Source organism: Nonomuraea maheshkhaliensis (genome assembly GCF_039529435.1).
Classification (GTDB): Bacteria; Actinomycetota; Actinomycetes; order Streptosporangiales; family Streptosporangiaceae; genus Nonomuraea; species Nonomuraea maheshkhaliensis.
Map to the genome: position 1 here is coordinate 48,359 of NZ_BAAAMU010000038.1, position 25,298 is coordinate 73,656.

The 25,298-nt window shown below is 70.7% G+C and carries 27 protein-coding genes and 1 pseudogene; 16 read left to right on the top strand and 12 right to left on the bottom strand.

The annotated features are described in order from the left end of the window. The first annotated feature begins 123 nt into the window (after positions 1-123). Positions 124-627 carry a hypothetical protein gene (locus ABFX54_RS25200; protein ID WP_346108615.1) on the top strand — a complete coding sequence of 168 codons (504 nt, stop codon included), beginning with the start codon at positions 124-126 and terminating at the stop codon, positions 625-627. Positions 628-650: 23 nt separating this feature from the next. Here ABFX54_RS25200 and ABFX54_RS25205 read toward each other — a convergent pair whose 3' ends face one another. Beyond that, on the bottom strand, positions 651-1,325 hold the full coding sequence (locus ABFX54_RS25205; protein WP_346108617.1) for a TetR/AcrR family transcriptional regulator: 675 nt from the start codon (positions 1,323-1,325) through the stop codon (positions 651-653). Between the two features lie 117 nt (positions 1,326-1,442). Here ABFX54_RS25205 and ABFX54_RS25210 point away from each other — a divergent pair, with 117 nt between their 5' ends. From ABFX54_RS25210 to ABFX54_RS25225, 4 genes are all read left to right on the top strand, one after another. Continuing rightward, entirely contained in the window at positions 1,443-1,985 is a 543-nt protein-coding gene (locus ABFX54_RS25210; protein ID WP_346108619.1) for a hypothetical protein, read from the top strand. 49 nt (positions 1,986-2,034) lie between these two features. After that, entirely contained in the window at positions 2,035-2,655 is a 621-nt protein-coding gene (locus ABFX54_RS25215; RefSeq protein ID WP_346108620.1) for a hypothetical protein, read from the top strand. A 141-nt stretch (positions 2,656-2,796) separates the two neighbouring features. Next, positions 2,797-3,222: a hypothetical protein gene (locus tag ABFX54_RS25220; RefSeq protein WP_346108622.1), complete on the top strand. Its 426-nt coding sequence runs from the start codon at positions 2,797-2,799 to the stop codon at positions 3,220-3,222. Beyond that, positions 3,219-4,130 carry a hypothetical protein gene (locus ABFX54_RS25225; protein ID WP_346108623.1) on the top strand — a complete coding sequence of 304 codons (912 nt, stop codon included), beginning with the start codon at positions 3,219-3,221 and terminating at the stop codon, positions 4,128-4,130. The genes ABFX54_RS25220 and ABFX54_RS25225 overlap by 4 nt, the downstream gene beginning before the upstream one ends. A gap of 27 nt (positions 4,131-4,157) precedes the next feature. Here the strand turns inward: ABFX54_RS25225 and ABFX54_RS25230 are convergent, their stop codons facing one another. The 6 genes from ABFX54_RS25230 to ABFX54_RS25255 form a co-directional block, all read right to left on the bottom strand. Then, positions 4,158-5,312: an alpha/beta hydrolase family protein gene (locus ABFX54_RS25230; RefSeq protein WP_346108625.1), complete on the bottom strand. Its 1,155-nt coding sequence runs from the start codon at positions 5,310-5,312 to the stop codon at positions 4,158-4,160. A gap of 11 nt (positions 5,313-5,323) precedes the next feature. Next, positions 5,324-6,727, bottom strand: a complete 1,404-nt coding sequence (locus ABFX54_RS25235; RefSeq protein ID WP_346108626.1) for a S41 family peptidase — start codon at positions 6,725-6,727, stop codon at positions 5,324-5,326. Then, the gene (locus tag ABFX54_RS25240; RefSeq protein WP_346108628.1) at positions 6,724-7,776 is read right to left on the bottom strand and encodes an ABC transporter permease; all 1,053 of its coding nucleotides are present in this window, start codon (positions 7,774-7,776) and stop codon (positions 6,724-6,726) included. The genes ABFX54_RS25235 and ABFX54_RS25240 overlap by 4 nt, the downstream gene beginning before the upstream one ends. Continuing rightward, on the bottom strand, positions 7,773-8,663 hold the full coding sequence (locus ABFX54_RS25245; protein WP_346108629.1) for an ABC transporter ATP-binding protein: 891 nt from the start codon (positions 8,661-8,663) through the stop codon (positions 7,773-7,775). The genes ABFX54_RS25240 and ABFX54_RS25245 overlap by 4 nt, the downstream gene beginning before the upstream one ends. After that, positions 8,660-9,052 carry a GntR family transcriptional regulator gene (locus tag ABFX54_RS25250; RefSeq protein WP_346108630.1) on the bottom strand — a complete coding sequence of 131 codons (393 nt, stop codon included), beginning with the start codon at positions 9,050-9,052 and terminating at the stop codon, positions 8,660-8,662. The genes ABFX54_RS25245 and ABFX54_RS25250 overlap by 4 nt, the downstream gene beginning before the upstream one ends. A gap of 158 nt (positions 9,053-9,210) precedes the next feature. Further along, on the bottom strand, positions 9,211-10,056 hold the full coding sequence (locus tag ABFX54_RS25255) for a helix-turn-helix transcriptional regulator (protein WP_346108632.1): 846 nt from the start codon (positions 10,054-10,056) through the stop codon (positions 9,211-9,213). A gap of 102 nt (positions 10,057-10,158) precedes the next feature. On the opposite strand from ABFX54_RS25255, the gene ABFX54_RS25260 reads away from it, so the two are divergent. Then, positions 10,159-11,100, top strand: a complete 942-nt coding sequence (locus ABFX54_RS25260; RefSeq protein WP_346108634.1) for an SDR family NAD(P)-dependent oxidoreductase — start codon at positions 10,159-10,161, stop codon at positions 11,098-11,100. A 175-nt stretch (positions 11,101-11,275) separates the two neighbouring features. Next, positions 11,276-12,010 carry a hypothetical protein gene (locus ABFX54_RS25265; protein WP_346108636.1) on the top strand — a complete coding sequence of 245 codons (735 nt, stop codon included), beginning with the start codon at positions 11,276-11,278 and terminating at the stop codon, positions 12,008-12,010. Between the two features lie 49 nt (positions 12,011-12,059). Here the strand turns inward: ABFX54_RS25265 and ABFX54_RS25270 are convergent, their stop codons facing one another. Beyond that, complete coding sequence (locus ABFX54_RS25270) at positions 12,060-12,251, bottom strand: hypothetical protein (RefSeq protein ID WP_346108637.1); 192 nt, start codon at positions 12,249-12,251, stop codon at positions 12,060-12,062. Between the two features lie 188 nt (positions 12,252-12,439). Here ABFX54_RS25270 and ABFX54_RS25275 point away from each other — a divergent pair, with 188 nt between their 5' ends. From ABFX54_RS25275 to ABFX54_RS25285, 3 genes are all read left to right on the top strand, one after another. Next, the gene (locus ABFX54_RS25275; RefSeq protein ID WP_346108639.1) at positions 12,440-13,186 is read left to right on the top strand and encodes a class I SAM-dependent methyltransferase; all 747 of its coding nucleotides are present in this window, start codon (positions 12,440-12,442) and stop codon (positions 13,184-13,186) included. Positions 13,187-13,464: 278 nt separating this feature from the next. After that, positions 13,465-14,631, top strand: coding sequence for a hypothetical protein (locus tag ABFX54_RS25280; protein WP_346108641.1), 1,167 nt, complete (start codon positions 13,465-13,467; stop codon positions 14,629-14,631). A 67-nt stretch (positions 14,632-14,698) separates the two neighbouring features. Beyond that, positions 14,699-15,628 (top strand): LysR family transcriptional regulator, encoded by a 930-nt coding sequence (locus ABFX54_RS25285; protein WP_428834563.1) that lies wholly within the window; start codon positions 14,699-14,701, stop codon positions 15,626-15,628. Between the two features lie 10 nt (positions 15,629-15,638). Here the strand turns inward: ABFX54_RS25285 and fdhD are convergent, their stop codons facing one another. Then, a complete protein-coding gene (fdhD, locus tag ABFX54_RS25290) occupies positions 15,639-16,478 on the bottom strand; it encodes a formate dehydrogenase accessory sulfurtransferase FdhD (RefSeq protein WP_346108645.1) in 840 nt (279 codons plus the stop codon). Between the two features lie 364 nt (positions 16,479-16,842). Here fdhD and ABFX54_RS25295 point away from each other — a divergent pair, with 364 nt between their 5' ends. Genes ABFX54_RS25295 through ABFX54_RS25310 form a run of 4 tightly spaced genes read left to right on the top strand, consistent with a single transcriptional unit; the run spans position 16,843 to position 21,839 of the window. Then, a complete protein-coding gene (locus tag ABFX54_RS25295) occupies positions 16,843-17,280 on the top strand; it encodes an NAD(P)H-dependent oxidoreductase subunit E (RefSeq protein ID WP_346108647.1) in 438 nt (145 codons plus the stop codon). Continuing rightward, positions 17,277-18,827, top strand: coding sequence for a formate dehydrogenase beta subunit (locus tag ABFX54_RS25300; protein WP_346108649.1), 1,551 nt, complete (start codon positions 17,277-17,279; stop codon positions 18,825-18,827). Before ABFX54_RS25295 ends, ABFX54_RS25300 begins: the two co-directional genes overlap by 4 nt. Then, positions 18,824-21,604 carry a formate dehydrogenase subunit alpha gene (fdhF, locus tag ABFX54_RS25305; RefSeq protein WP_346108651.1) on the top strand — a complete coding sequence of 927 codons (2,781 nt, stop codon included), beginning with the start codon at positions 18,824-18,826 and terminating at the stop codon, positions 21,602-21,604. Before ABFX54_RS25300 ends, fdhF begins: the two co-directional genes overlap by 4 nt. Before the next feature lie 4 nt (positions 21,605-21,608). Then, entirely contained in the window at positions 21,609-21,839 is a 231-nt protein-coding gene (locus ABFX54_RS25310) for a formate dehydrogenase subunit delta (protein WP_346108653.1), read from the top strand. A 108-nt stretch (positions 21,840-21,947) separates the two neighbouring features. Here the strand turns inward: ABFX54_RS25310 and ABFX54_RS25315 are convergent, their stop codons facing one another. Together ABFX54_RS25315 and ABFX54_RS25320 are read right to left on the bottom strand one after the other, a co-directional pair. After that, complete coding sequence (locus ABFX54_RS25315) at positions 21,948-22,916, bottom strand: RNA polymerase subunit sigma-70 (protein WP_346108655.1); 969 nt, start codon at positions 22,914-22,916, stop codon at positions 21,948-21,950. A gap of 43 nt (positions 22,917-22,959) precedes the next feature. Next, positions 22,960-23,328, bottom strand: coding sequence for a MerR family transcriptional regulator (locus ABFX54_RS25320; protein ID WP_346108657.1), 369 nt, complete (start codon positions 23,326-23,328; stop codon positions 22,960-22,962). Between the two features lie 56 nt (positions 23,329-23,384). On the opposite strand from ABFX54_RS25320, the gene ABFX54_RS25325 reads away from it, so the two are divergent. Then, positions 23,385-24,500 (top strand): serine hydrolase domain-containing protein, encoded by a 1,116-nt coding sequence (locus tag ABFX54_RS25325; protein WP_346108659.1) that lies wholly within the window; start codon positions 23,385-23,387, stop codon positions 24,498-24,500. A 61-nt stretch (positions 24,501-24,561) separates the two neighbouring features. On the opposite strand, the pseudogene rmuC reads toward ABFX54_RS25325, so the two are convergent. After that, positions 24,562-24,771, bottom strand: a pseudogene (gene rmuC, locus ABFX54_RS25330) (DNA recombination protein RmuC); the annotation flags it as partial. Between rmuC and ABFX54_RS25335 the strand changes: the two are divergent. Next, positions 24,770-25,294, top strand: a complete 525-nt coding sequence (locus ABFX54_RS25335; protein ID WP_346108660.1) for an AfsR/SARP family transcriptional regulator — start codon at positions 24,770-24,772, stop codon at positions 25,292-25,294. The pseudogene rmuC and the gene ABFX54_RS25335 overlap by 2 nt on opposite strands. Positions 25,295-25,298 lie beyond the last annotated feature (4 nt).

The following is a 25,298-nucleotide window of genomic DNA, read 5'->3' on the forward strand; positions in this document are numbered from 1 at the left end:
CGACCGTGACCACGCTCATCCGGGCCGAGGCCGTACGCCCTCGCGTGAAGTCACGCGCGAACCTGACAAGATCCCGCTATCGTGCGGCAGATCATTGCAACCGTCACAGGAGCCGCTCTCCTCATGCCGAACGTAGAAACCCCGCGCACAGAAGCTGCCCCGGCCGCCCACCCCCGCCGGAAGCCACGGTTCCCGCTCATCTCCACCGCGGTCGCCGCGTCCGTGGCAGCCGGTGTCCTCGTCGGCAACGCCCCTGCGACGGCACAGCCGGTGGCTGCGCACCAGGCGCCGAGCAAGACCAAGGCGGCCGGCTCGTTCTCCCTCGCCTACGTACGCGTCGCCGGCGCGTCCAGGATCAACCAGGACGGGGTCACGTGCTACTACGGCCCGGTGAGCTTCGGCATCGGCCTGGACGGACCCAAGCCGGGAGCCAAGTTCTCCTACCGGTGGATCGTGGACGGCAAGGTCTTCAAGAAGGGCACCAGACGCCTCCCCTCCTACGGCCGCAGCGACTACTTCGGCTCAAAGAAGCAGGTCAAAATGGACCTGGGCACCGCACACAGGGTCGTCTTCCAGCTCACCTCGCCGCAGCGGCGGTCGAAGTCCGCCAAATGGGTCATGTGCTGAGATAGGTGCCGCCCCGAGCTTCGCTACGACTGGCGATCACTGAGTTCGGCTCGGAGACCGTTGAGAATCGTTCGCAGGCCGAACTCAAGATCCTGGTCAGGCGTCGGGGCGGGCTCGTCGTCCGCGCTGTGAGCGCGTAGCCGGGGAAAGCGCATCGCGATCTCGGTCGCCCGCGCCACCATGCTCCGCACCTCCTCCGTCTCGTCGCCACCGGTACGGCGCAGCCGCGCCTTCCACGCTGCCTCGGATGCCACGCCGAGGGCGGTGCCCAGGACGAAGGTGAAGACGGTCTTCATCGCCTGCTCCGCGTCCCGTCCGGTGAAGCCGGCCGCCTGGTAGACGGCGAGCAGGTGGTCGTCATGGCGGGCCTTGCCGGGGCCGTACAGCAGATGGGTGCTCATGGCGGGGACGAGCCAGGGGTGCCGGACGATCATCGCGTACAGATCTGTGGCCATGGTCGTGGCCGCCGTCCGCCAGGTGACCTCGTCCAGATCGGGCAGCTCGATCTCCGCCCAGACCGCGTCGGCGGCGAGCACGAGGAGATCGTCTTTGCTCTTGACGTGCCAGTAGACGGCCGTCGCCGCGGAGTTGAGGCGGTTGCCGAGCCGGCGCATGCTCAGGCCCTCGATGCCCTTGCTGTCCAGCAGTTCGACGGCCGCTCGGACGATCTGTTCGCGGGTCAACGTTTCGCGTGGCATCCGCCCAGGATAGGGCGCTCTTGCACAGCGTTCGAGTCAGCACTTGCACAGTGTTCAAGTACGGGCTTACGCTTCCACTTGAACACTGTGCAAGTCCTTCGATGGGGGTGCTTCGTGATGCCGATCGCCGTGCTGTCCGCGTCGATACTGCAGCTTCTGCTCGCGGGAACGTTCTTCCTCATCCCCGTCGTCGGCCGTCGCCACGGCCCGGCCGCGCAGACGGCGGCCGAGACGGAGATCGCCAGACAGGGACTGCCGCCCGCGCTCCTGGCCCGCCACCGGATCGACTTCGGCGCGAGCCGCGCCAGCGTCGTCGTCGCGATGTCCATCGGGCTGTGCCTCATCGCCCTCGCCTGGCTCAATCTGTCCGGAATCGACACCGGCCGGATCCTGTCGTGGATCTTCCAGGCGGTCGTCTTCGTGCTCGGGTGCCTGATCATGCCGGGAGAGGTGTTCACGACGCGGTTCCTCGAAGCGTCAGCCAGGAAATCCGGCGACCTGGAGCTACGCGGCCTCGACGCCAAGGCGCTGGTAGACGCCGCCGTAGTGGCGTATCCTCCCTGGTTCCGCACGGTGGTCGCCACGCGCCTCGTTCTGGCGACACTCGGCTCACTCGCCGTCATCATCCTGCTGGCCATGCCATCGGCGAACGGCCTCTGAACCAGAATCAACGGCGGCCGAACACCGATCCTGGGGAACGCTTCTTTGCATGAAGAAAGGCTGGCGAGTCGAGTTGAACGAAATCGTCGCTCGTTACACTGACGCGCTCGATCAGTTCGGTGAGGACATGGCATACACGGTGACGATCCCCGACTCGGGCGTCCTCACCGTCGAAGATGCCGTGCGTCGCATGGGATACACCGCCGCCGACCTGCAAGGCCCGGACGAGCTACCGCACACTGACGACAGCATTTCTCTTCATCGGGTCGGCGCCGGCATCGTCACTCTGGATGAGAATGTTCCCACACCCGAGCGCCGGCAGGTGACCGACCGGCTGGGCGGCGAAGGCTTCCGGCACTGGCATGTGGCCTTCGACATCAACGGCTACACCAGCATGCACGTCCGCTACGGAGCAACTGTGGGCGATCTGGAAGGCCCCGAACCGGCCTCCATACCTTTCACACCCTGGACCGAGCTCCTCGGTCCGTTGAGTGCTTACATCGACCTTTTCACCAGGTGCTACAACAGCGAGGAGGCAGACGCGTCGGTGGACATCGTCGCAGCCTGCCTGGCCGCAGTCGAAGCAGAAAGCGGCATTCGCCTGGACCCGGAGCTCATGCGCAGTCCCGCCCCTGCACTTTCACTCCCGAACCCGGACTACGTCGAGTAGCGTGTCGATACAGTTACATTCTGAAATAACCCCTGTTCATCGGCCTCCTGTCGTAACGTCTGCACCGTGAGCGGAGGCGATCCAGTAGGCGAGGAAGTGCGCGTGGGGCTGTCGCGGGCAGGCATCGTCATGACGGCAGGCGTGTTAGCAGTGCTCGCCGGAGCCGCCGGATGCGGCGATGCCGCATCCCCGTCCACCACGGACACGGTGACCGCCTCCTCATCCCCCAGCGACGAGACCAGCCCTGCACGTCCCGAGCGGTCCAAGCAGGTCCGCACCCCCGATCACACTCCGGGTCGCACGCCGCCCCCGTGCCTGAGCGGTGGCGGGGACCCGGTCAGCGTCCCGTGCCCATCGGTCAAGCGATCGCGCGTTCCCGAGCCCACGATCACGGTGCCGCTGCCGTCGACGTCACCGCCGGCCAACTCGCCGTCCCCCTCGGTGCGCGAGCCCGAGCCGGCACCAGAGGTGACCATGTCCGAGCCGGCACCGCAGGTGATCATGTCCGATCCGGCACGGGAGGTGACCGTGTCCGAGCCGGTGGCGCAGGCGACCACGTCGCCATGACGACCGAAGCGTCCGCGCACGACCTCAGTCCCGGCGAACGGTCCAGGCCGGAGCCGCCCCGGCCGCTCGACATGGTAGCGCTGATCACTCTGCTGCTCGCCACCTCCGGGGCCGCCCTGATCTACATGGGCTGGGCCTACTTGGACGGTTATCTGCGGCCGTTCTTCCTCAAGCCGACGGACCTGAACTACCGTCCGGACGAGTACGCGCTGTACGGGCTCAACCTGTTCTCCCCGGCGTTCCTGCCCTGGGTGACGGCCCTGCCGCTGCTGCTGACCGCGGCCGGCCGGCGTGCCGTCCTGCGGCCGCGGCTTCCCGCCCGGCTGCGCGCCTTCGCCACCGTGGCCGGTGCGCACCGCCTCGCGCGCCTGCTGGGCGACCCTGCTCGCGTGGGCGCCGCCCTGACGGCGGCCGCCTTGGGCCTGGTCCTCATCTCGCTACACCTGCTGACCGTCAACACCTATCTGCTGCTGGCGCTGGTCATCGTCGGGCCGTTGCTGCTCACCTGGCCCGCACGCGGCACCCCGCTGGGCCACATCGCCTTCGCCGTGGCCGCCACCATCGCCGTCTTCTGCCTGCTGTGGACGGCGGCCTTGTACGCCGCCGACCGGGGCACCCGCTCGGCCCGCGCCCTCATAGAAGGCCTCGACGACCGGCCCCAGGTCGCCCTCTACACCGCGGACACCCTGGCCCTCAGGGTCCCCAACGTCGACCGCGAGCCCTTCGGCGAAGGCGGATACAAGTACCGCTACAAGGGCCTGCGCCTGCTGCTCGCGCGCGGCGACACCTACTACCTGATCCCCGCCGTCACCCTCGCCGAATGGTCCGCCGGCAACGGCCGCACCGTCGTCGTCAAGGAAGAAGACGACATCCGCGTGGAAATCCTGCCGGGCACCCGCCCGGGCTGACTTCGCGAACGCGTCGGGGGCCTGGGCTCAGGGTCGATCGCAGGCCGCGGGGCAGAGTTTGGCCTCGGGGTAGCGCGATGACGGCTTGTCCAGGAGCGGCTGGGGCTGAGACTTCAGGTGCTGGTCGAGGAAGGCCGCCACGTAGGTGCGGGTGAGCTCGGCGGCGCGGGCCGCGGGCAGCACGCCGTACGCGGGCTTGATCCCGAGGACGTCCGCCAGCAGCGGGGCGTCGGTGAAGGACTGGTGTTCCGCGCCCGTCAGCACGATCCAGCGCTTCCACCCGGTCAGCAGCTTCCAGTCGCGTTCCCACGAGGTGTCGGGGCCTCCTGGTACGTGCTTCTCCGAGCCCAGGAACATGAACGGCCGGGAGAGCCCGCCCTTGGGGATCCGGGCGTAGGTGGTGCCGTCCATGTCGATGCCGGCCCGCACCCGGGAGTCTTTCGCCATGGCCGCCAAAGCGCTCGCCCCGCCCAGCGACTGGCCCACCATGGCGATCCTGGACCGGTCGATCCGGGAGGAACCATCCCACTTCGCGGGCAGTTGATCGAGGACGAAGGAGACGTCGGCCGCCCGGCCCGCGACCGCCCCCGTACCGAAGCCAGGGTCGCTGTCGCTGTCGCAGGCGAGGCACTCGGCGACCCGCCCGCCGGTCAGGGTCGTGGCGTGACTCTCGTAGGCGTGGTCGATCCCGGCCACCACGTAGCCCCGGCCGGCCAGGTCCTCGGCCAGGGAGGTGAGCGTGCTCACGGGGTTGGTGAAGCCGGGAGAGAGCACCACCAGCGGAAGTTTCCGCCCCGTGGGTTCGGCGTTCTGGACGGCGTTCGTCCGGGTCTTGCTCAGGGTGTCGGCGGGCACGCCCGGGATCCGCTTGCCGCGCAGCAGGAGCTCCGACTCCTTCTTCGTCATGTACGGCGCCCGCGGCCCGTCCTTCCGCTCGGCCGGGTACCACAGGGTGACCTTGAGCTCTCTGGCGTCGGCGTCGAGGTTCCAGGGGTCGGGGCGGGAGGTGTCCTTCAGCTGGAGGACGGTGGTGCCGACCGGGTGGGGGCCGACGGGGGCGGGCAGGGTGGCGGGGCCGGTCGGGATGGTCGGCGAAGCGGCGGCGCGAGGCGGCGGGGGCGCGGAGCACGCGGAGGTGGTGAGGACGGCCAGTCCCGCGGCGACGGCCAGGAGGTGTCTCATCGGGAGTCCCTTCACTGGTGCAGCAGGGTCAGGGCCTTGGCCAGGGCGGGGTCGCGTCCGGTGGCCGCGTCTTCCTGAGACAGGACGACGTGGTGGTCGGGGGCCACGCCGATCCGGTCGATCACCTCGCGGCCTGGCCCCAGATGGTGCTTGCTGGGGAAGCTCAGCGTGGTGTTGTCGCCAAGCTGGTACGGCCGCGCCGGCCCGGAGATCACGCCGGCGGTCCTGGTGCCGATCAGCAGGCCGGCCCGCAGATCCTTGATCGCGGAGCTGAAGTGCTCGCAGGCCGAGGCACAGCCGCGGTCGGTGAGCACGGCCAGCGGCAGGCCGACCAGCTCGACGGTGTCGTCGGTGCGCAGGGCCTCGCACGTGTCGTCCGGCGTGCACAGGTGGGCGGTGACCTTGCCGTGGGCGAACGCGCTCACCAGCCTGGTCGCCTCCGTGGGGCTGCCGCCGCCGTTGCCGCGCAGGTCCAGCACGACGCCGGACAGCGTACGGCCCTTGCGCAGCCGGGCGATCGCCCGCAGGACCCGGTCCGCGGAGTCGGGGGCGAATCCGCGCAGCCGTACATAGGCGATGTCGTCGTCCAGCAGCTCGGAGCGCACCACTTGCAGGGCGGCCAGGTCCCGCTGGAACAGGCCGGGCTTGAGCGTCACGCTCCAGCGGCGGCCGGTGCTCGGCCGCAGCAGCCGCAGCCGCACCGGCCGTGTCCGCGGATACTCCGGATACAGGCCGGCGATGACGGGGCCGGCCTTCCCGTCGACGAAGGGTGCCGATCCGTCGATCGATTCGACGACGTCGCCCGGACGCAGCCCGGCGGCCCGTGCCGCGCCGCCCTGTACGGCGGTGACGAACAGCGGGGGCACGGCGACGCCCGGGGCGCCGGGGGTGACGTTCGCTTCGAGCCCCAGGCCGTAGCCGTCGCCGTCGTAGTAGCCGGGCGGCCGCCGGTTGCCGTGCGTCCAGCGGGCGTGGTTGTCGCCGAGGGCGGCCACGATGGCCTCAAGGGTGACGACCGCCAGCTTGTCGCGCAGGCCGGGCACTTGGTCGGTGACGTTGCGGAAGGCGGTCTCGAAGGCGGTCCAGTCGGCTTCGCGGTCACCGGTCAACGCCGGCATGGTGGCTTCCGGCAGGTCGCGCCCGCCGCGGTTGAGCTCCTGGACCAGGGCGGCGAAGCCGGCGTTCAGCAGCGCGCGGGCGTCCAGGGTGGCGCCGCTGTAGTAGGCGCCGAGGATGCAGAAGTACGCCTGCTCGATCACGTCGATCGTGGTGGGCGTCTCCGGCCCGGGGGATCCCTGCGGCGCGGGGCAGGCCGTACTGGCCGCCGTGCTCGCCTGGCCGCGCGGCGGCGTGGGCGCCGAGCAGCCCGCCGCCAGCAGCAGGGCCAGCCCGGCCGTCACGGCTCTCCTGGTCATGACAGGCGCCTGCGGAGCCACCAGAAGGACAACCAGGTCAGGCCGAGGGTGAGCAGGGCGTAGATCCCCGTCTCGATCCACTGGAACGGCCAGAAGCGCTCCAAGGGCTGGTAGGTCGCCTGCTGCCGGTAGCCGAGCCGGTTGACCTCGGCCATGCACGTGCCCATGGCCGATGCTCCTGACGGTGCGCAGGGTCCCGACGTCGTCGAGATCCGGACGACTCCGGCTTCGGGCTCGGGGCCGGGCATCGTACGTCCGGACCGATCGACGAGCCGGCTGGACAGGACCCAGGCGCCTGCGTGCCCGGGAACAGCCGCATTCAGGCGAATATCTATTTGTCCACCTTGATCACGATCTATGCCGACGCCGTCCACGTTCGCCTGGCTGAGCTCGAACGTGGAGGTGACCGGGGTCATCAGGTGGGGCCGGACCAGCAGCGGCATGGCGAGCTGGATCGCGGCGAAGACCGCCAGGGTGAGGGCCATGGCGGGCAGGGTGCGGCGCACCAGCATGCCCACGGTCACGCCGAGGACGAACGCGAAGGCCGCGTACCCCATCGGGGCGATGCCGCGCGCGCCGAACACCAGCGGAGCCATCAGGGCCAGATCGTCCGGGGCCGACCTGTCCAGCGGATCGGACCACCAGGTCACCGCGAGGCCGGCCAGCCCGGCGGCGGCCATGGCCACCAGGCCGATGAACCCGAGCTTGACCGCCAGCCAGCGGGTGCGGGTGATGCTCTGGTTCCACACCAGCAGGTGCGTGCCGGCCTCCAGCTCGCGGGCGATCAGCGGAGCTCCCCAGAACAGCCCGACGACGGCGGGCAGGAGCAGCACGACGAGGCTGGCCGCCATGAAGGGCATGTCGTGCTCGCCGAAGAAGCGGTCGTAGAAACGCAGGCAGGTGTCGTCCTGGGTGCAGGCGGCGAGTCCGGAGGAGTAGTCGGAGACCAGGCCAGGGCCGGTCAGAGCCAGGACGACGGCGAGGACGACGAGCAGGGCGGCCAGCATCGCGGCCGAACCGCGCAGCTGGCGCCAGGTCAGCCAGATCATCGCCGCACCTCCAGGGCGACGCGCGGGCTGCCGGCGGTGCGCCTGTCCATGTAGGCCAGGACGAGGTCCTCCAGGCTGAGCCGGCTGACCGTCCAGGCGGGGTCGTGGATCGGAGCGTCGGTACGGATCACGTACGTGCTCTGCCGCTCGGTGTGGCTTGCCGAGATCACCCGCTGGTCGGCGGGCAGCCGGTCGGGGTCGCGGCGGGGGCCGACGAGCCGGTGGTGGGTGTCCAGCAGCTCGTCGACCTCACCGGTGACCTGCACCCGCGAGTCCACCAGCACGATCAGGTAGTCGCAGATGCGTTCCAGGTCGGAGACCAGGTGCGAGGAGAGCACGACGCTGAACTCGTGCTCGACGGTGGCCTCCATCAGATGCTGCAGGAACTCCCGGCGGGCCAGCGGGTCGAGCGAGGCGACCGGTTCGTCCAGGATCAGTAACTCGGGCCGCTTGGCCAGGCCCAGGGTGAGGGCGAGCTGGGCGCGCTCGCCGCCCGACAGCCTTCCCGCCTTGTGGGCGGTAGCGAGACCGAGCCGCGCGATGCGATCGCGAGCCATGGCCTCGTCCCAGCGGGGGTTGAGCCGCGCCCCCAGCCGCAGATGGTCGGCGACGCTCAGCCCGGCGTAGACGGGGGTGTCCTGGGCGACGAACCCGACCCTGGCCAGCTGCGCGGGCGTACCCGCCGGCCGGCCGCCGAGCACCGTGATGCCGCCCGCCGTCGGTTCGAGCTGGCCGCAGGCCAGTTTCAGCAGCGTGGACTTGCCGGCCCCGTTCGGGCCCACCAGCCCGACGACGTGTCCGGCGGGGATGTCGAGGGTGCACTCGCGCAGCGCCCAGCGTTTGCCGTATCTCCTGCCCAGGCCCTGGGCTTGCAGGACGGAAGTCACGCTATGTCCTCCTGAGAGGCGGTCCGGAAGGTGGTCATGAACAGGGCCTCGATGCTCTCCTCGTCGAGGCCGGCCCGGCGGGCCTTGGCCAGCCAGCGCCGCAACTCCAGCCGCAGCGGGCCGTGCTCGGCCAGCGAGGTGCCGGTGAGCGTCGCCGTCACGAACGTCCCCACCCCTGGCCGCGCCGCGACCAGGCCCTCGTGCTCAAGCTCCCGGTAGGCCTTCAGAACGGTGTTGGCGTTGATCGCCAGGTGCGCGACCACCTCCTTGACGGTCGGCAACTGGTCACCCTCGCGCAGCAGGCCGAGCCGGAGCGCGTGGCGTACTTGCCGGACCAGCTGCTGGTACGGCGAAACTCCCGATCTGTCGTCCAGGTAGAACTCGATCATCGGCCCATCTCCATTTACCTAGCTTCCTAGCACTATAGGTTTATGGATGTTAGCGGATCATAAGATCGCCGCCGGACGGATGTGGGAATGGTCGTGGTGGGAGGCGTCGCGCGTGGGCGTACGAGCGGGTGGACGCCGTGGCGGCTCGCCGCCCGGAATCAGAGCTGAAGCGACTGGGTGCCCAGGACGATGGCGAGGGCCAGCCGGTCGGCGTCCTCGGTGCCGGGCTCGGCGGTGTAGACGGTGATGCGCAGGTCGTCCAGCGCGACGAACAGCGTGTCGCAGTCGAGGGTGATCGGGCCGACCGCCGGGTGGTCGATCGTCTTCTTCCGGGACGGGTCGGCCAGGGGTGGCGGTGCCTCGGCGTCCCAGAGTTCGGTGAAGCGGGGGCTGCCGGCGGCCAGGTCGGTGATCAGGCGGCGCAGGGTGCGGTCGGCGGGGTAGCGCGAGACCGTCAGGCGCAGGTCGGCCACGAGCCGGGCTTCGTGCTCGGCCTGCTCCTGCGGAGTGTGCACGACCCGCGAGGGCAGGCGGGCGACGTTGCGCCAGACGGCGTTGCGTTCCAGGCCGCGCCAGGTGGCCGTCTCGCCCATGAGCGCCTCGTAGGGTGCGTTGGCCAGCACGAGTGTCCAGCCGGCGTCGTACACGACGACCGGGGTGTGTGACAGGCGGTCGAGCAGGCGTTGCACGCTCGGGGCGACCCGCGACGGCACGATGTCCGGGCCGGGCGGGGTCTGCCCGGCCAGCCGGTAGAGCAGATCGCGTTCGGTGTCGGACAAGCGCAGTGCCCGGGCCAGCGACTCCACGACCTGCGCCGACGGCGCGGACGCGCGCCCCTGTTCGAGGCGGGTCAGGTAGTCGGCCGAGATGCCGGCGAGCGCGGCCAGTTCCTCGCGGCGCAACCCGGTGGCCCGGCGCCGGCGGCTCGCCTGCACGCCGACGGCCTCGGGCGCCACCCGGTCGCGCCAGCGGCGCACCGTCGGGCCGAACTCCCAGGCTTCCACGCTCTCCATTCTGCGGAAGTTCGTACGGGTTGTCCTGGCCCTGGCATTCCTACGAAAACCGGACGACTGGTTGCGGACGGACCGGTCCCGCAGGCTGGGGCCATGACCGAACCCGGAACCGTTCTGATCACCGGCCCGACCCGCAACCTGGGACGTCACGCCGCGCTGGCCATGGCCGGCCGCCCGGACGGGCGGCGGGCGGACCTGCTGCTGATCGGCCGCGCCGGGCGGGATCTGACGGCGGTCGCCGACGAGACCCGCGCGCGCGGCGCCGACGTCCGCGAGATCGGCTGCGACCTGTCGCGGCTGGCCGACGTTCGTGCCGCCGCGGCCACCGTGCGCTCCCTGCTCGCCGCCGGCACCGTACGGCCGCTGCGCGCGCTGGTCGCCAACGCCGGCATCATGTCGGCCGACACCCGGCGGGCCTCCCCCGACGGCTACGAGCTGACGTTCGCCGTCAACTACCTCGCCCACGCCCAGCTCATCGGCGACCTGCTCGGATCGTTCACCGCCCCGGCGCGGGTCGTGCTGCTCGGTTCGAACACCTATCACGCCAATTTCTGGCGCAAGCTGCTGGGCGTGGCCGAGGCCAGGTGGGCCGATCCCGTCGAGCTCGCCCGGCCCGCCGTCGGTGAGCGGGCCCCCGGGATGGCCGCGTCCGGCGTCGCCTACTCCAACGCCAAGCTGGCGATCCTGTACTACGCCCATGAGCTGCAGCGTCGCGCCGGCGCCGGGATCAACGTGTCGGTGTTCGAACCGGGCTGGATGCCCGGCACCGCGCTGGGCCGTGGCGCCCCCGAGATGGTTCAGGCGATGAGCCGCGCCCTGGGCCGCGTACCGGGCGTGTCGACGCCACGACGATCGGGGCCGCTGCTGGCCGCGATGGCCCTCGACGACAGGTGGGCGCACCTGCGCGATGGCGCGTTCGTGGTGAAGACCAGGCCGGCCGAGGTGCGGCCGGTCGCCCACGACCGCGACCGGGAGCGGCGCCTGTGGGAGGCCACCCTTGAACTGCTGGAACGCGCGAGCGCGTCGCGTCAGTAAGCACAGAAGGCCGCCCGCTCTCCTCAACGGATGCTCAACCTGTCCTCGACACCGCCCGGCGCAGGATGTGGCTCGCGACCGATCGCGACCATATGAAACTGCGGTGGGCCGAATCGGACATATGTGGGCGTCGGCCTGCCGAAGACGCCCCGCGTACGGCGCGAAGGAGTAGCCGGTGCACGAGCTGTTCGAGGTCGTCGCCGCCTGGTTCGACGGCCGTCCGACCACGGGCATGGTGGTGTGGGGGTGGCCCATGCTGGTGTGGGGCCGCGTCGGGAAGGCCATGTTGTACTTCGCCGCGCTGTCCGTCGTTCTGGATCTCCTCGACCCGGACAAGCTGCGGGAGCGGGGCAGCGGGCTGAAGGACCGCGCCGCGGACGCCCTCTCCCAGGCCCGGCTCAGGTGGTCGCAAGCCGGCGTGGCCGGCCTTTCCACGAGCATGCGGGGACACCTCACGTCCATCTCACCAGGCGTCTCCTACGACCAGTGGGGGATGACCGGCCGGCGCGGCGACCGTCACACGGCTGTGCACAGCCCTCCGGAGCACGTCCCGCGCGCGCTGGGCTGCTCGCTTGAGGAGTACCGGGCCTTCCATCGCAGCGTCATCGCGGAGCTGTCCCGCGTCCACGCATGCGACGGCGAACACGACGATCTGTGCTCAGCGCAGAGCGATCACATCCAGGCGCGGATCGACGCGTTCGTGACGGAGCACGTGCCCGGCGATCGGCGCGGGTACGTGAAGGCGTTCCGGAGCGCGCTGCTCGCCAAGGCGGCGTGGTGGGCGCTGATGGGCGCGGCCGAGACACTCCTCGGCGTGCTCCTGCATCGCAGCCGGCCGCTGCACGTGTTCCGTTGGGCGGCGTTCGCCCTGGTGCTGGCCGGCGGGCCGCTCGACCTGCTCGCCGCATGACCGCTGATCAGGCTGTACGAGGAGGACGCGCTGCCCGGCGGCGAACCGGTCACCGGCCGGTTGGAGCCCGGTGACCGGAGCTGAGGCTCTTGCGCTTGTGCACCTTCACCGCCCACTTCGCCTTGACGACGCGGGGCCGCAGAGCGGCCGAGGACGTGGTGGCGGCGCTGACGGTGCTCTCGGTGGCGTTGGCGGCGTGCGCCGGTGAGACCAGGACGCCGGAGGCGAACGCGGCTGCCACGGCTAGGGTGGCGATCTTTCCTACGGATCTCAGGTCCGGAGATGTAGGTCTAAAGCTGTTGAGCATCCGCCGAGCCGCCTGGAGCGGCCCGCACGCGCTAAAGCTGTTGGCGTGGCCGTGGCGTACCCGATTGAATCGACGGACCGCCGTGACAGGTCGCGGATCCGTCGAAGAGGGGGAGGCGCTTGATGGGTGAAGCGTTCTACTCGCACGCGAGGCTGTACGACCTGATGTTCCCGGGTGGCGGCCCGGCGGTCGGCTTCTACCGGGCCGAGGCCGATCGGCAGGGCGGGCGCGTGCTGGAGCTCGGGTGCGGCACCGGGAACAAGCTGATCCCCATCGCGTCCGACGGGCATCCGTGCGCCGGCCTGGACCTCTCGCCGGAGATGCTGGCCGAGGCGCGACGCAAGGCGGACGAGCGCGGTGTGGCGGTGGAATGGAGGTGGGGCGACATGCGCGCCTTCGATCTGGGCCGCACCTACGACTTCGTGTTCATCGCCGCCAATTCGCTGCTGCATCTGCACGAGGCCGACGATCTGGTGAGCTGCTTCCGGTCGGTCCGGAGGCATCTGGCGCCTGGGGCACGGTTCGTCTTCGACGTGTTCAATCCGAACGTACACCTGCTCGCCGCGGCCGATGGCGTACGGCGTGCCCGGGAGTCGTTCGTGGATCCTGAGCGGGGCGCCGTCACCGTCGACGTCGCCGACACCTACGACGCGTCCGCGCAGGTCACCCGGGGGACCTGGCACCTGTCGACCGATGCCGAGCCCGACTTCGTCGTCACACCGCTGGAGATCAGGAGCATCTTCCCGCAGGAGCTGCCCCTGCTCCTGTCGCTCGGCGGCCTGCGGCTCGTCGAGCGCTTCGGCGACTGGTCCGGGCGGCCGTTCGCCGGGGACGCGCCGATTCAGCTCTGCGTCTGCGAGCCCGCGTGATCGACGGCGGGCGGAAACTGTCTGATCTTGGTGGGAGAGTGCGGGGCAGTGCTCCCGTGCAGTGCTCCCGTGAGGAAGGAAAAGCCCCACGATGGACGCGAACGACCGGCCGCTGCGCGAGTTCATCGCGGACGTCGGCGGCGTCTAAGACGGGCGAAAACGGAACAACCGTGACTCCCGCTGCCGGAAAGTGATCACCGGGGGTAGGGTGCTGCTGTGACTCGCCGGCCCCTTGACGATCATCTGGATGAGCTGATCGGGCACGAACGTACGAGAACATGAGCGAATACCAGTACTACGAGTTCCTGGCGATCGACCGGCCGCTCAGCAGTAGGCAGCAGGCCGAGGTGCGCGCTCTGTCCACCCGGGCCCACATCACCGCCACCTCCTTCACCAACGAGTACCACTGGGGCGACTTCGGCGGCGACCCGTCGGCCATGATGGAGCGCTACTACGACGCCCACCTCTACCTGGCCGGCTGGGGCACCCACCGGGTCATGCTGCGGCTGCCCAAGGCCGTGCTCACCCTCAAGCAGGCCGAGCCGTACTGCGTGGGCGAGCAGGTGAACGCCTGGACCAGTGGCGATCACCTCATCCTCGACCTCACCAGCGAGGCGGAGGAGGAGGACGGGGAGGACGACGCCGAACGCTCGCTCGCGGCGATCGCCGGCATCCGCGCCGAGCTGGCCGCCGGTGACCTGCGGCCGCTCTATCTGGCCTGGTTGTCGGCGTACGGGAGCTGGGAACGCGACGAGGACGCCTTCGACTACGAGGACGAGGACGTCCTGGAGCCGCCCGTCCCGCCGGGGCTGGGCTCGCTCAGCGCACCGCAGCGGGCCCTGGCCGGCTTCCTGCGCCTGGACGACGACCTGCTCGCGGCGGCCGCCGAGGCCAGCCGGGCGGCGCGGTCCGTACCGCTGGATCGCAAGGCGCTGGCCGCCTGGATCGGCGCTCTGCCCGGCAAACGCAAGGACGCGCTGCTGTTACGGGTGGTCGAGGAGGACAGCGCGAAGGTCCGGTGGGAGCTGCTGCGCGAGTTCGACGGCGGACTCACCGACCAGGAGCCGGAGACGGCGCGGACGGTCGCCGAGCTGCTGGACAACGCCGCCGCCCGCCGCCACGCCCGTGAACGGCAGGAGACGGCCCGGCGTACCGAGGAGCAGGAGCGGCAGGAAGAGGAACGGCGCAAAGCCCAAGAACTCCACCTGAACCGGCTCGCCCAGGACCTCGAAGCGGCCTGGGACCGGGTGGAGACCTCCATCGGCACGAAGAAGCCCCGCGAATACGACCAGGCCGTGCAAATCCTGCGTGACCTGCGCATCCTGGCCATCCGCGACGAGCACGCCGGCGTCTTCGCCCAGCGCCTCGCCCACCTGCGCGAACGGCACCAGGGCAAGCCCAGCCTGATGAAGCGGCTCAACGACGCGGGCCTCACGACCGAGTGATCGGCCGCAGCTCATCCCGTTCTTCCCGGGGATGGACGCGGCGCGGGCGCATAAGCGATCCTTTAGCGTGCTGTTGCGCCAGTTGGAGTACCTGGTGGTCCTGGCCAGGGAGCGGCATTTCGCCCGGGCCGCCGCGGCCTGCCACGTCTCCCAGCCGTCGTTGTCGGCGGCCATCCGTAAGCTGGAACGCGAGCTGGGCGTACCGCTGGTCCGGCGCGGTCAGCGGTTCGCGGGGCTCACCCCTGAGGGCGAGCGGGTGCTGCTGTGGGCGCACCGCATGCTCGCCGACGCCGACGGCCTGCGCCAGGACCTGTCGGAGATGCGCGACAGCCTGTCCGGCACGCTGCGCATGGGCGCGATCCCGACCGCGCTGACCGCCGCGTCGCTGCTGACCACACCGTTCTGCGAGCGTTATCCGCACGTACGCGTGCTGCTGACCTCGTTGTCGTCACGGGAGATCGCCCGCAGGCTGGCCGAGTTCGAGATCGACATGGCGATGACGTACCTCGACGACGACGAGGAGGACTTCGGCGAGGTGCACGTCAGCCCGCTCTACCAGGAGCGTTACCTGCTGCTCACCCCGGCCGACGGCGAGCTGGCCGACCGGCAGGTGGCCCGCTGGGCCGAGGTGGCCGCGCTGCCGCTGTGCCTGCTGGCTCCCGAGATGCGCAACCGCCGCATCCTGGACGCCAACTTCCGGCACGCCGGCGCGGTGGCGGTTCCGGCGATCGAGACCGACACCGTCTCGGCGTTGTTCGCGCACGTGGCCACCCATCGCTGGTCGAGCGTCATCTCGTACGCGTGGCTGCACATGTTCGGCGTGCCCGAGGGGATGCGGGTCGTCCGGCTGGAGCGGCCCGCCCGCGAGCCGCGCGTCGGTCTCGTGCTGGCCCGTACGGGCCAGGAGCCGGTGATCGCCAAGGCCGTGCTGGACGTCGCCCGCGACCTCGACCTGCGTGAGGTGTTCGACCGGCTCGCCGCCCAGCACCTGACATAGACACGGGACCCTAGCCGGCGACCCGCTCCCCGCCCGCGTAGACGTTGCAGCGCTCGCCGCGCAGGAAGCCCACCAGCGTGATGCCGAACTCCCTGGCCAGGTCGACCGCCAGCGACGACGGCGCCGACACCGCGCACACCGCCGGGATGCCCGCCGACAGGGCCTTCTGCATGATCTCGTAACTGGCCCTGCCGCTGACCATGAGCACGTGGTCGCTCAGCGGCAGCCGGCCGCTCATCGCCGCCCAGCCGATCAGTTTGTCCACGGCGTTGTGCCGGCCGACGTCCTCGCGCGCCGCCACGAGCGTCCCCGAGGCCGAGAACAGCCCGGCCGCGTGCAGGCCACCCGTCTTGCCGAACCCGCTCTGCACGCCGCGCAACGCCTCGGGCAGCCCGTACAGCAGCTCGGCGGTGAGCGTCAACTCCCCCCTGGGGAGGGGGCGGCAGCGGTCGTGCAGCGCCTCCAGGCTGGCCGAGCCACAGACGCCGCACGCGCTGGAGGTGAGGAAGTGCCGGTCGAGCGCGGGCAGGTCGGGGATGGGGCCCCTCAGGTGCACGGTCACCGTGTTGTAGCGGGCCTCGGGCGGGAGGTCGTCGTCGGTGCAGTACGCGATCGCGGCGATGTCCCCCGGCCCCGCCAGGCCCTCCCCGCTCATGAACCCGGCCGCCAGCTCGAAGTCGTGCCCGGGCGTCCGCATGGTGATGGCCGCCGTACGGCGCGAGCCGTCGGCGGCGGACATGCGGATCTCCAGCGGCTCCTCCGTGGCCAGGTCGTCGCGGCGGTCCCTGGTCGTCGAGCCGGACAGCTGCCTGATGCGGATCGGGGTCGTCGGACCCGGGCGCACCTTCACAGCGCTGTCCTGGCGGCGCGGGCCGGTGGGCGGCCGGCCGTGTCGCGAGAGATCCGCGGCTTCCTCATCTGACCATCGTCCCTCCTGCTCGCGACATGCGAACACCCGGCCATGAGATACCGCTTTCCGGCGGCCGATCAAGCACCGCGCCGCCGCCGTTGTGGACCGGCGCCGACCGGCCGCGAACAGCAAGCTGCCGACCCGCACTGATAGAAGCCGTCTATCGGCTGAGAGAAAGAAACGATTGGACGCCCGAGCTTCGGATGCCTGACCGTGCAAAGAGATCCCCCCGACCGAAAGGCTGGTCATGACGTCGTCGTCGGCGCGGTCCGTTGAAGATCCGGCGCAGCCTCTTGAAGATCACGTGCGCTCGGTCGTCGCGCGGCACCGTGACGACCGGGGCGCTCTGCTGCCCATCCTGCACAGCCTCATGGAAGAGCTGGGCCACATCGATCCGGCGGCCATCCCGATCCTGGCTGACGAGTTGAATCTCTCAAGAGCCGACGTACACGGCGTCGTCACCTTTTATCACGACTTCCGGCAGACGCCGCCCGGCCGGACGAAGGTCCGGATCTGCCGGGCGGAGGCGTGCCAGGCGGTGGGCGGGGACGAGCTGGTCGAGCGGGCGAAGAGCCGGACCGGCGTCGGACTCGGGGAGACCACGCCGGACGGCGCGATCACGCTGGAGCAGGTCTTCTGCCTCGGCAACTGCGCGCTCGGCCCGTCCGTCCAGGTCGGCGACCGGCTCTACGGCCGGGTAGGGGCGCGGCAGCTCGATCGTCTCCTGGAGGGCGCCGCGTGAAGAGCGAGCCGATGACCGTGTACGTCCCGCGCGACTCGGCCGCCCGTTCCGTCGGCGCCGACGAGGTCGCCGAGCGCATCGCCGCGGCGGCAGGGCCCGGGGTCCGGGTCGTGCGCAACGGCTCCCGTGGCATGTTGTGGCTCGAACCGCTGGTCGAGGTGGCGACGCCGGCCGGGCGGGTGGCGTACGGGCCGGTGCGTCCCGACGACGTGGACGACCTGCTCGCGGCGGGACTGCTGGACGGCGCCGAGCACCGGCTGCGCCTCGGCCCGATCGAGGAGATCCCGTGGCTGCGCGAGCAGACGCGCGTGACGTTCGCACGGGTCGGCGTGGTGGACCCGCTCTCCCCCGACGACTACGTGGCCCACGGCGGGCTCGCCGGGCTGACCCGCGCGCTGTCCCTCACCCCTGAGCAGGTGGTGGCCGAGGTCACCGACTCCGGGCTGCGCGGGCGCGGCGGCGCGGGCTTCCCGGCGGGCATCAAGTGGAAGACCGTGCTCGGCGCCGCGTCGGAGCTCAAGTTCGTCTGCTGCAACGCCGACGAGGGCGACAGCGGCACCTTCGCCGACCGGATGCTGATGGAGGGCGACCCGTTCACCCTGATCGAGGGGATGGCCATCGCCGCCTGGGCGGTCGAGGCGAGTGAGGGCTACATCTACATCCGCTCGGAATACCCCGACGCGGTGGCGACGCTGCGTACGGCGATCGACGCCGCCTACGAGCGGGGCTGGCTCGGCAAGCGGGTCCTCGGCCGCGACTTCAGTTTCGACCTGTTCGTCCGGGTGGGCGGCGGGGCGTACATCTGCGGCGAGGAGACCTCCATGCTGGAGAGCCTGGAGGGCAAGCGCGGCATGGTCCGCGCCAAGCCGCCGATCCCGGCCCTGGAGGGCCTGTTCGGCAAGCCCACCGTGGTCAACAACGTGCTCACCCTGGGCTCGGTGCCGATGATCATGGCCGCTGGCGCGGAGGCCTTCGCCGAGCTCGGGGTGGGCCGCTCGCGCGGCACCCAGGTCTTCCAGCTCGGCGGGAACGTCGCCCGCGGCGGCATCGTGGAGACCGCCTTCGGCATCACCCTCGGCGAGCTGGTGGAGGGGTACGGCGGCGGCACCCGGTCGGGCCGGCCGGTACGGGCCGTGCAGGTCGGCGGGCCGCTCGGCGCGTACCTGCCGACGTCCAGGTTCGACCTGCCCATGGACTACGAGGCGTTCGCGGCGGCGGACGCGATGGTCGGCCACGGCGGCGTGGTGGTGTTCGACGACACCGTGGACATGGCGGCGCAGGCCAGGTTCGCCATGGAGTTCTGCGCCGCCGAGTCGTGCGGCAAGTGCACCCCGTGCCGGATCGGCGCGGTGCGCGGCGTCGAGGTCATCGACCGCATCGTCGCGGGGCAGGAGAGAGGCCGCAACCTGAAGCTGCTCGACGACCTGTGCCACCTGATGACCGAGGGTTCCCTCTGCGCGATGGGCGGCCTGACGCCGATGCCGGTACAGAGCGCACTCAACCACTTCCCCGGCGACTTCGGAGCGACGACGGAGGAACGGCGATGAGCCTGATCAAGGAGCAGGACTACGGCACTCCGGCGCGCTCGGGCGAGGCGACGGTGTCCGTGGAGATCGACGGCAAGCGGGTACTGGTCCCTGAGGGGACCTCGGTGATGCGCGCCGCGGCCGAGTGCGGCATCGACATCCCGAAACTGTGCGCGACCGACAGCCTGGAGCCCTTCGGCTCGTGCCGCATGTGCCTGGTCGACATCGACGGCCGCAAGGGCTCTCCGGCGTCGTGCACCACCCCGGTGGCCGACGGGATGAAGGTACGCACCCAGACGCCGGAGCTGGCCGAGCTGCGCCGCGGCGTCATGGAGCTGTACATCTCCGACCACCCGCTCGACTGCCTGACCTGTCCCGCGAACGGCGACTGCGAGCTGCAGGACGTGGCCGGGCAGGTCGGCCTGCGGGAGGTCCGCTACGGCTTCGACGGCGAGAACCACCTCGACCTGCCGACCGACAGCACCAACCCCTACTTCGACTTCGACGCCAGCAAGTGCATCGCCTGCTCGCGCTGCGTGCGTGCCTGCGGCGAGGTGCAGGGCACGTTTGCCCTGACCATCGAGGGGCGCGGGTTCGAGTCGAAGGTCGCGGCCGGGGCCGGCGGCACGTTCATGGAGTCCGACTGTGTCTCCTGCGGTGCCTGCGTACAGGCGTGCCCGACCTCCACGCTGCAGGAGCGGTCGGTGGTCGAGCTCGGCATGCCGAACCGCACCGTGCTCACCACCTGTGCCTACTGCGGCGTGGGCTGCTCGTTCAAGGCCGAGTTGCGTGGTGACGAGGTCGTGCGCATGGTGCCGTACAAGGACGGCAAGGCCAACGAGGGACACTCGTGCGTCAAGGGCCGCTTCGCCTTCGGCTACGCCTCCCACCCCGACCGGCAGCTCAAGCCGATGGTGCGCGAGCGGATCACCGACCCCTGGCGCGAGGTGGAGTGGGAGGAGGCCATCGGCCACGTCGCCGCCCGCATGCTGGAGATCCAGGCCAGGCACGGCGCCGGCGCGATCGGCGGCATCAGTTCCTCCCGGTGCACCAACGAGGAGGTGTACGTCGTCCAGAAGATGGTCCGCGCCGCGTTCGGCAACAACAACGTCGACACCTGCGCCCGCGTCTGCCACTCGCCGACCGGCTACGGACTCAAGCAGACGTACGGCACGTCGGCCGGCACCCAGGACTTCAAGTCCGTGGAGCAGGCCGACGTCATCCTGATCATCGGGGCGAACCCGACCGACGCCCACCCGGTGTTCGCCTCGCGGATCAAGCGCCGGCTGCGCCAGGGCGCCAAGCTCATCGTCGCCGACCCGCGCCGGATCGACCTGGTCCGCTCCCCGCACATCCAGGCCGAGCACCACCTCCAGGTGCAGCCGGGCACCAACGTGGCGCTGATCAACGCCATGAGCCACGTGGTGGTGACCGAGGGCCTGGTGGACCGCGAGTTCGTCGCCGAGCGCTGCGAGGACTTCGCCGAATGGGAGCGCTTCATCGCAGCCCCCGAACACAGCCCTGAGGCGGTCGAGCCGATCACCGGCATCCCCGCCGCCGAGGTGCGGGCCGCGACCCGCCTGTACGCGAGCGCGCGCAACGCCACCATCATGTACGGCCTCGGCGTCACCGAGCACAGCCAGGGCTCCACCATGGTGATGGGCATGGCCAACCTGGCCATGGCCACCGGCAACATCGGCCGCGAGGGCGTCGGGGTCAACCCGCTGCGCGGCCAGAACAACGTGCAGGGCTCCTGCGACATGGGCTCGTTCCCGCACGAACTGCCCGGTTACCGGCATGTCTCCGACGATGTGGTACGCGGCACGTTCGAGACGCTGTGGGGCCGGGTGCTGGACCCCGAGCCGGGCCTGCGCATCCCCAACATGTTCGACGCCGCGATCGACGGCACGTTCATGGGCCTGTTCGTGCAGGGCGAGGACATCGCCCAGTCCGACCCGAACACCAAGCACGTCACCGCCGCCCTGTCGGCGATGGAGCTGGTGGTCGTGCAGGACCTGTTCCTCAACGAGACCTCGAAGTTCGCGCACATCTTCCTGCCGGGCACCTCGTTCCTGGAGAAGAACGGCACCTTCACCAACGCCGAGCGCCGGATCAACCGGGTCCGCCCGGTGATGGCGCCGAAGACCGGCAAGCACGAGTGGGAGATCGTCTGCGAGATCGCGCAGGCGATGGGCTACCCGATGAAGTACGACGACTCCGCCCAGATCATGGACGAGATCGCGATGACCACGCCCACCTTCGCGGGGGTGTCGTTCGCCAAGCTCGACGAGGTCGGCAGCGTCCAGTGGCCGTGCGACGACGCGGCGCCCGAGGGCACCCCGATCATGCACATCGACGGGTTCGTCCGCGGCAAGGGCCGGTTCGTGCTCACCGACTACGTGGCGACCCAGGAACGCAGCACCCGCAGGTTCCCGCTGATCCTGACGACCGGGCGCATCCTGTCGCAGTACAACGTGGGCGCCCAGACCCGGCGTACCGGCAACACCGCCTGGCATCCCGAGGACATGCTGGAGATGCACCCGCACGACGCCGAGGTACGCGGCATCCGCGACGGCGACACCGTCGCGCTGACCAGCCGGGTCGGGGAGACCGGCCTCCGGGTCAAGATCGACGACCGGATGCCGGTCGGGGTCGTCTACACGACGTTCCACCACCCGGTGACCGGCGCGAACGTCGTCACCACGGAGAACTCCGACTGGGCGACCAACTGCCCCGAGTACAAGGTGACCGCGGTGCAGGTGTCGCTGAAGCACCCGGCCCCGGCGGGAATGGTGTGATCACGTGACCGCGACGCAGACGACACCACCGCACATCCGGATGGCCAACGAGATCGCCGTGCAGTTCAGGACCCGCGACCCGGCCTGGGCGGCCGAGCGGATCGCCGAGCACATCCGCGCCTTCTGGGATCCCCGGATGCGCTCCAGACTGCTCACCGACGCCGCCGACGATCGCCTGGACCCGCTCATCACGGCCGCCGCCGCCCTGCTGCCCCCGGCGTCCGACCGGTCCTGAACCGGGGTCAGGACAGGCTCCGGTCGTTCGCGCTCGCCTGCACGAGGGCGGCGCGCTCGGCCGGAGGGCAGGCAGGCGAGGAGGCCGAGCTCATCGCTTCCCTCCGCATCAAAGATTGCCGGGCAGGCCGAACTCCGCGAAACGGTCACCGTAGCCCAGGAACGTGACGATCTCGCCGATGCGCCCGTTCCGGAGTTCCAGCACCAGCAGGGCGAACGGCCGCAGCACCCCGTCCTCGTCCGGCCGATACTGACCGAGCGTCCAGCACCCGTTGGCCGGCCCGCCGGGAACCAGCCGGTCGCCGGCACAGGCATCCGATGCCGCCATCACCGCGCCGATCTGAGCCGCCCCGTCCAGCCACCACAGGAACGGCGGCATCCCCGACCGCGCATCGTCGGCCAGCACCGCGACGAGTTCGTTGACGTCATGCGTCTGGAACGCGGTGACGTACCGATGCAGCAGATCGAGCTGCCCCGCGTCGTCCAGCCGCGGACTGTCGGTGGGACGCGGCCGATGCTTCTCCAGCGTCGCCCGCGCCCGCTGCAGCGCGCTGTTCCCCGCCGCCACCGACGTCCCCATGACCTCGGCCGCCTCCACGGCGCTGAACGCGAGCACGTCCCGCAGCACCAGCGCGACCCGCTGACGCGGAGGCAGCCGCTGCAGAGCGGCGACGAAGGCCAGCCGCAGCGTCTCCCGCCGCGTTGCCAGGGAGGCCGGATCGGCGCTCCCCATCAGCCGGGAATCCGCCATCGGCTCCACCCACCGCGCCGCCGGCAGCGGAACCCCGAGGTCGCCGCCGCCGCTCGACGCGGGCCCCATGTCCCACGGCAGCGCCCGCCGCCGCGCGCTTCTGAGCAGGTCGAGGCAGACATTCATGGCGATCTTGTGCACCCAGGTCGAGAGCGCCGCCCGCTCCGGGTCGAAGCCGCCGATGGCCCGCAGAGCACGCACCATCGTCTCCTGCACGGCGTCGTCGACCTCACTCGCGGAGCCGAGGACGCGGTAGCAGTACCCGGTCAACGGCCCCCGCAACGACTCCAGCATCGGCAGAACGTCGGATTCATCCCTGACAGCCACCCGCCCATGATGGCCGTTTCCGGCAGCCGATGTGCGGGCCGGCTCAGTGAGCCCGCTGCTGGAGTTCGTCGAGGTAGCCGGTCATCGCGTCGCGGTTGCGGGTCAGGATGTCGATGCGTTCGGTGAGCCGGTCGCGCTCCCGTTCCAGTACGGCCACCGTCTCCGGCAGGACGCCCTCGAAGACGATGGGGTCGCGGGGCGAGTCGAGGCAGGGCACGACCGCGAGGATGAGCCGGGTGGACAGGCCGGCCTTGAGCAGTTCGCGGATCTGCTGGACCCGGGCCAGCGTCGTCTCGCTGAAGTCGCGGTAGTTGTTCGGCCCCCGGGTCGAGGTGATCAGGCCCTTGGCCTCGTAGAAGCGTACCTGCCGGGTGGAGGCCCCGGCCCGTGCGGCCAGTTCACCGATCCTCATCCCGCCACACTAACGGCTTGACCTTGACACACGCGTCAACGTTGAACGCTCTCCGCATGACCGAACTGAACGGAACCGTCGTCGCGGCTTTCGAGCCGGTACGCGACGTCGTCGAGGAGCACCTGCGCAGCGGCGCCGAGGTGGGGTTGTCGCTGGTCGTCGAGCGTGGCGGGGAACCGCTGGCGGACCTGTGGGGCGGGCACCGCGACGCGGCTCGCACTCAGCGGTGGGAGCGGGACACGATCACCAACACCTGGTCGATCACGAAGACGGTGACCAGCCTGGCCGCGCTCCTTCTCGTGGACGCCGGTGAGCTGGACGTGCATGCGCCGGTGGCCCGCTACTGGCCCGAGTTCGCGGCGAACGGCAAACAGCGGGTCGAGGTGCGGCACCTGCTGTCGCACACCTCGGGCGTCTCCGGCCTCGACCAGCCGGCCCGGCTCGACGACCTCTACGACGTCCGTACGGCTGCGGCCCGGATGGCGGCCCAGGCGCCCTGGTGGGAGCCGGGATCTGCCTCCGGCTACCACGTGCTGAACTACGGCCATCTGATCGGCGAGCTGGTGTTCCGGCTGACGGGGCTGTCCCTGCGCGCGTTCGTCGGGCAGCACCTCGCCGGGCCGCTCGGGGCGGACTTCCAGCTCGGGGTGCGTGACGAGGACCTCGGCCGGGTCGCCGACGTCATCCCGCCGCCGGCCGGCCTCGACCTCTCCGCGCTCGACCCCGGCGGCGTCGCCCACCGGACCTTCACCGGGCCCGCGGCCGACACGGCGGCGGCCAACACGCCGGCCTGGCGGGCCGCGGAGCTCGGCGCGGCCAACGGCCACGGCAACGCCCGGTCGGTGGCCCGGATCCTCGACTCGCGCACACGACTCCTCAAACCGGCCACCCTCGACCTGATCTTCGCCGAGCAGTCGAACGGACCCGACCTGGTCAACGGGCTGCACCTGCGGTGGGGCATCGGCTTCGCGCTGCCGGACCGGCGGACCCTGCCGTGGCTGCCGGACGGCCGCATCGCGTTCTGGGGCGGGTGGGGCGGATCGATGGCGATCATTGACTTCGACCGGGGCGTGACGATCGCGTACGTGATGAACGACATGGGCACCGACATCCTCGGCTCCACCCGCTCCGCCGCCTACATCCAGGCCGTCTACCAGGCGCTCGACCGCTGACGGTCAGCAGGGTCGGCTCCTGCTCCAGCGCCGGCCGCAGGAAGGCGTCGCCGGGCACGAAGAGCACGACGAACTCCGGTGAGGCGGCGATCTTCCGAAAGTACTCCTTGCTCCCGAGCGCGTCCACGTGGTGGCGCAGCTGCCGGGCGTGGTCGGCCCAGTGCCGGTCCGCGTCGGCCTCGTCGGCGGCCTCGATCGCGGACATGAACGCCGCCATCGGCACCTTGGCGTCCACGACGACGTGTTTGCCGCCCGACAGGTGGACCACCATGTCAGGCCGGAGCGAGCTCGGCGTCGAGCTCGACGCCCACCAGGCGGAGGCGGATCTCGAACAGGCGCGTCACGCGCCGCCCGCCCGGAAGGCCGCGCTGCTGCGTGAGACGCTCGGGCCGTGGCGCGGGCAGGTCCTCGCCGGGATCGGCAGCCGGCCGTTGCGCGCGGTCGCCGGCCGCTGGGAGGAGCTGCGGCTGAGCGTCCTGGAGGACTGGGCCGAGGCGGAGCCGGCCCTCGGCAGGCACCGTGAGCTGGTGGGGGTGCTCGGCGTGGCGGTGGCCGAGCACCCGCTGCGGGAACGGATCCGCGCCCAGCTCATGCTCGCCTTCCACCGGTCAGGACGTCAGGCGGACGCTCTGCGGCTCTACCACCGGGGGGCCGTGCTGGTGGAGGAACTCGGGCTGGAGCCGAGTCATTTGCTGCGCGCCCTGCACGCGGCGATCCTGCGCGACGAGCCCGCCCTGTGGTGGTCCGACGCGGGAACCCGGCCGCTCAAGGCGGCGTTGGCGGACAGCCGATGACCTG

Bases quoted from the DNA above. Each gene is read 5' to 3' on its own strand.
- ABFX54_RS25225 (WP_346108623.1), top strand. From the start codon at position 3,219: ATGACGACCGAAGCGTCCGCGCACGACCTCAGTCCCGGCGAACGGTCC.
- ABFX54_RS25275 (WP_346108639.1), top strand. From the start codon at position 12,440: ATGGGTGAAGCGTTCTACTCGCACGCGAGGCTGTACGACCTGATGTTC.
- ABFX54_RS25335 (WP_346108660.1), top strand. From the start codon at position 24,770: ATGTCAGGCCGGAGCGAGCTCGGCGTCGAGCTCGACGCCCACCAGGCG.
- ABFX54_RS25240 (WP_346108628.1), bottom strand. From the start codon at position 7,776: ATGATCTGGCTGACCTGGCGCCAGCTGCGCGGTTCGGCCGCGATGCTG.
- ABFX54_RS25235 (WP_346108626.1), bottom strand. From the start codon at position 6,727: ATGACCAGGAGAGCCGTGACGGCCGGGCTGGCCCTGCTGCTGGCGGCG.
- ABFX54_RS25325 (WP_346108659.1), top strand. From the start codon at position 23,385: ATGACCGAACTGAACGGAACCGTCGTCGCGGCTTTCGAGCCGGTACGC.
- ABFX54_RS25250 (WP_346108630.1), bottom strand. From the start codon at position 9,052: ATGATCGAGTTCTACCTGGACGACAGATCGGGAGTTTCGCCGTACCAG.
- ABFX54_RS25230 (WP_346108625.1), bottom strand. From the start codon at position 5,312: ATGAGACACCTCCTGGCCGTCGCCGCGGGACTGGCCGTCCTCACCACC.
- ABFX54_RS25280 (WP_346108641.1), top strand. From the start codon at position 13,465: ATGAGCGAATACCAGTACTACGAGTTCCTGGCGATCGACCGGCCGCTC.
- ABFX54_RS25205 (WP_346108617.1), bottom strand. From the start codon at position 1,325: ATGCCACGCGAAACGTTGACCCGCGAACAGATCGTCCGAGCGGCCGTC.
- fdhF (WP_346108651.1), top strand. From the start codon at position 18,824: ATGAGCCTGATCAAGGAGCAGGACTACGGCACTCCGGCGCGCTCGGGC.
- ABFX54_RS25320 (WP_346108657.1), bottom strand. From the start codon at position 23,328: ATGAGGATCGGTGAACTGGCCGCACGGGCCGGGGCCTCCACCCGGCAG.
- ABFX54_RS25215 (WP_346108620.1), top strand. From the start codon at position 2,035: ATGAAGAAAGGCTGGCGAGTCGAGTTGAACGAAATCGTCGCTCGTTAC.
- ABFX54_RS25210 (WP_346108619.1), top strand. From the start codon at position 1,443: ATGCCGATCGCCGTGCTGTCCGCGTCGATACTGCAGCTTCTGCTCGCG.
- ABFX54_RS25260 (WP_346108634.1), top strand. From the start codon at position 10,159: ATGACCGAACCCGGAACCGTTCTGATCACCGGCCCGACCCGCAACCTG.
- ABFX54_RS25200 (WP_346108615.1), top strand. From the start codon at position 124: ATGCCGAACGTAGAAACCCCGCGCACAGAAGCTGCCCCGGCCGCCCAC.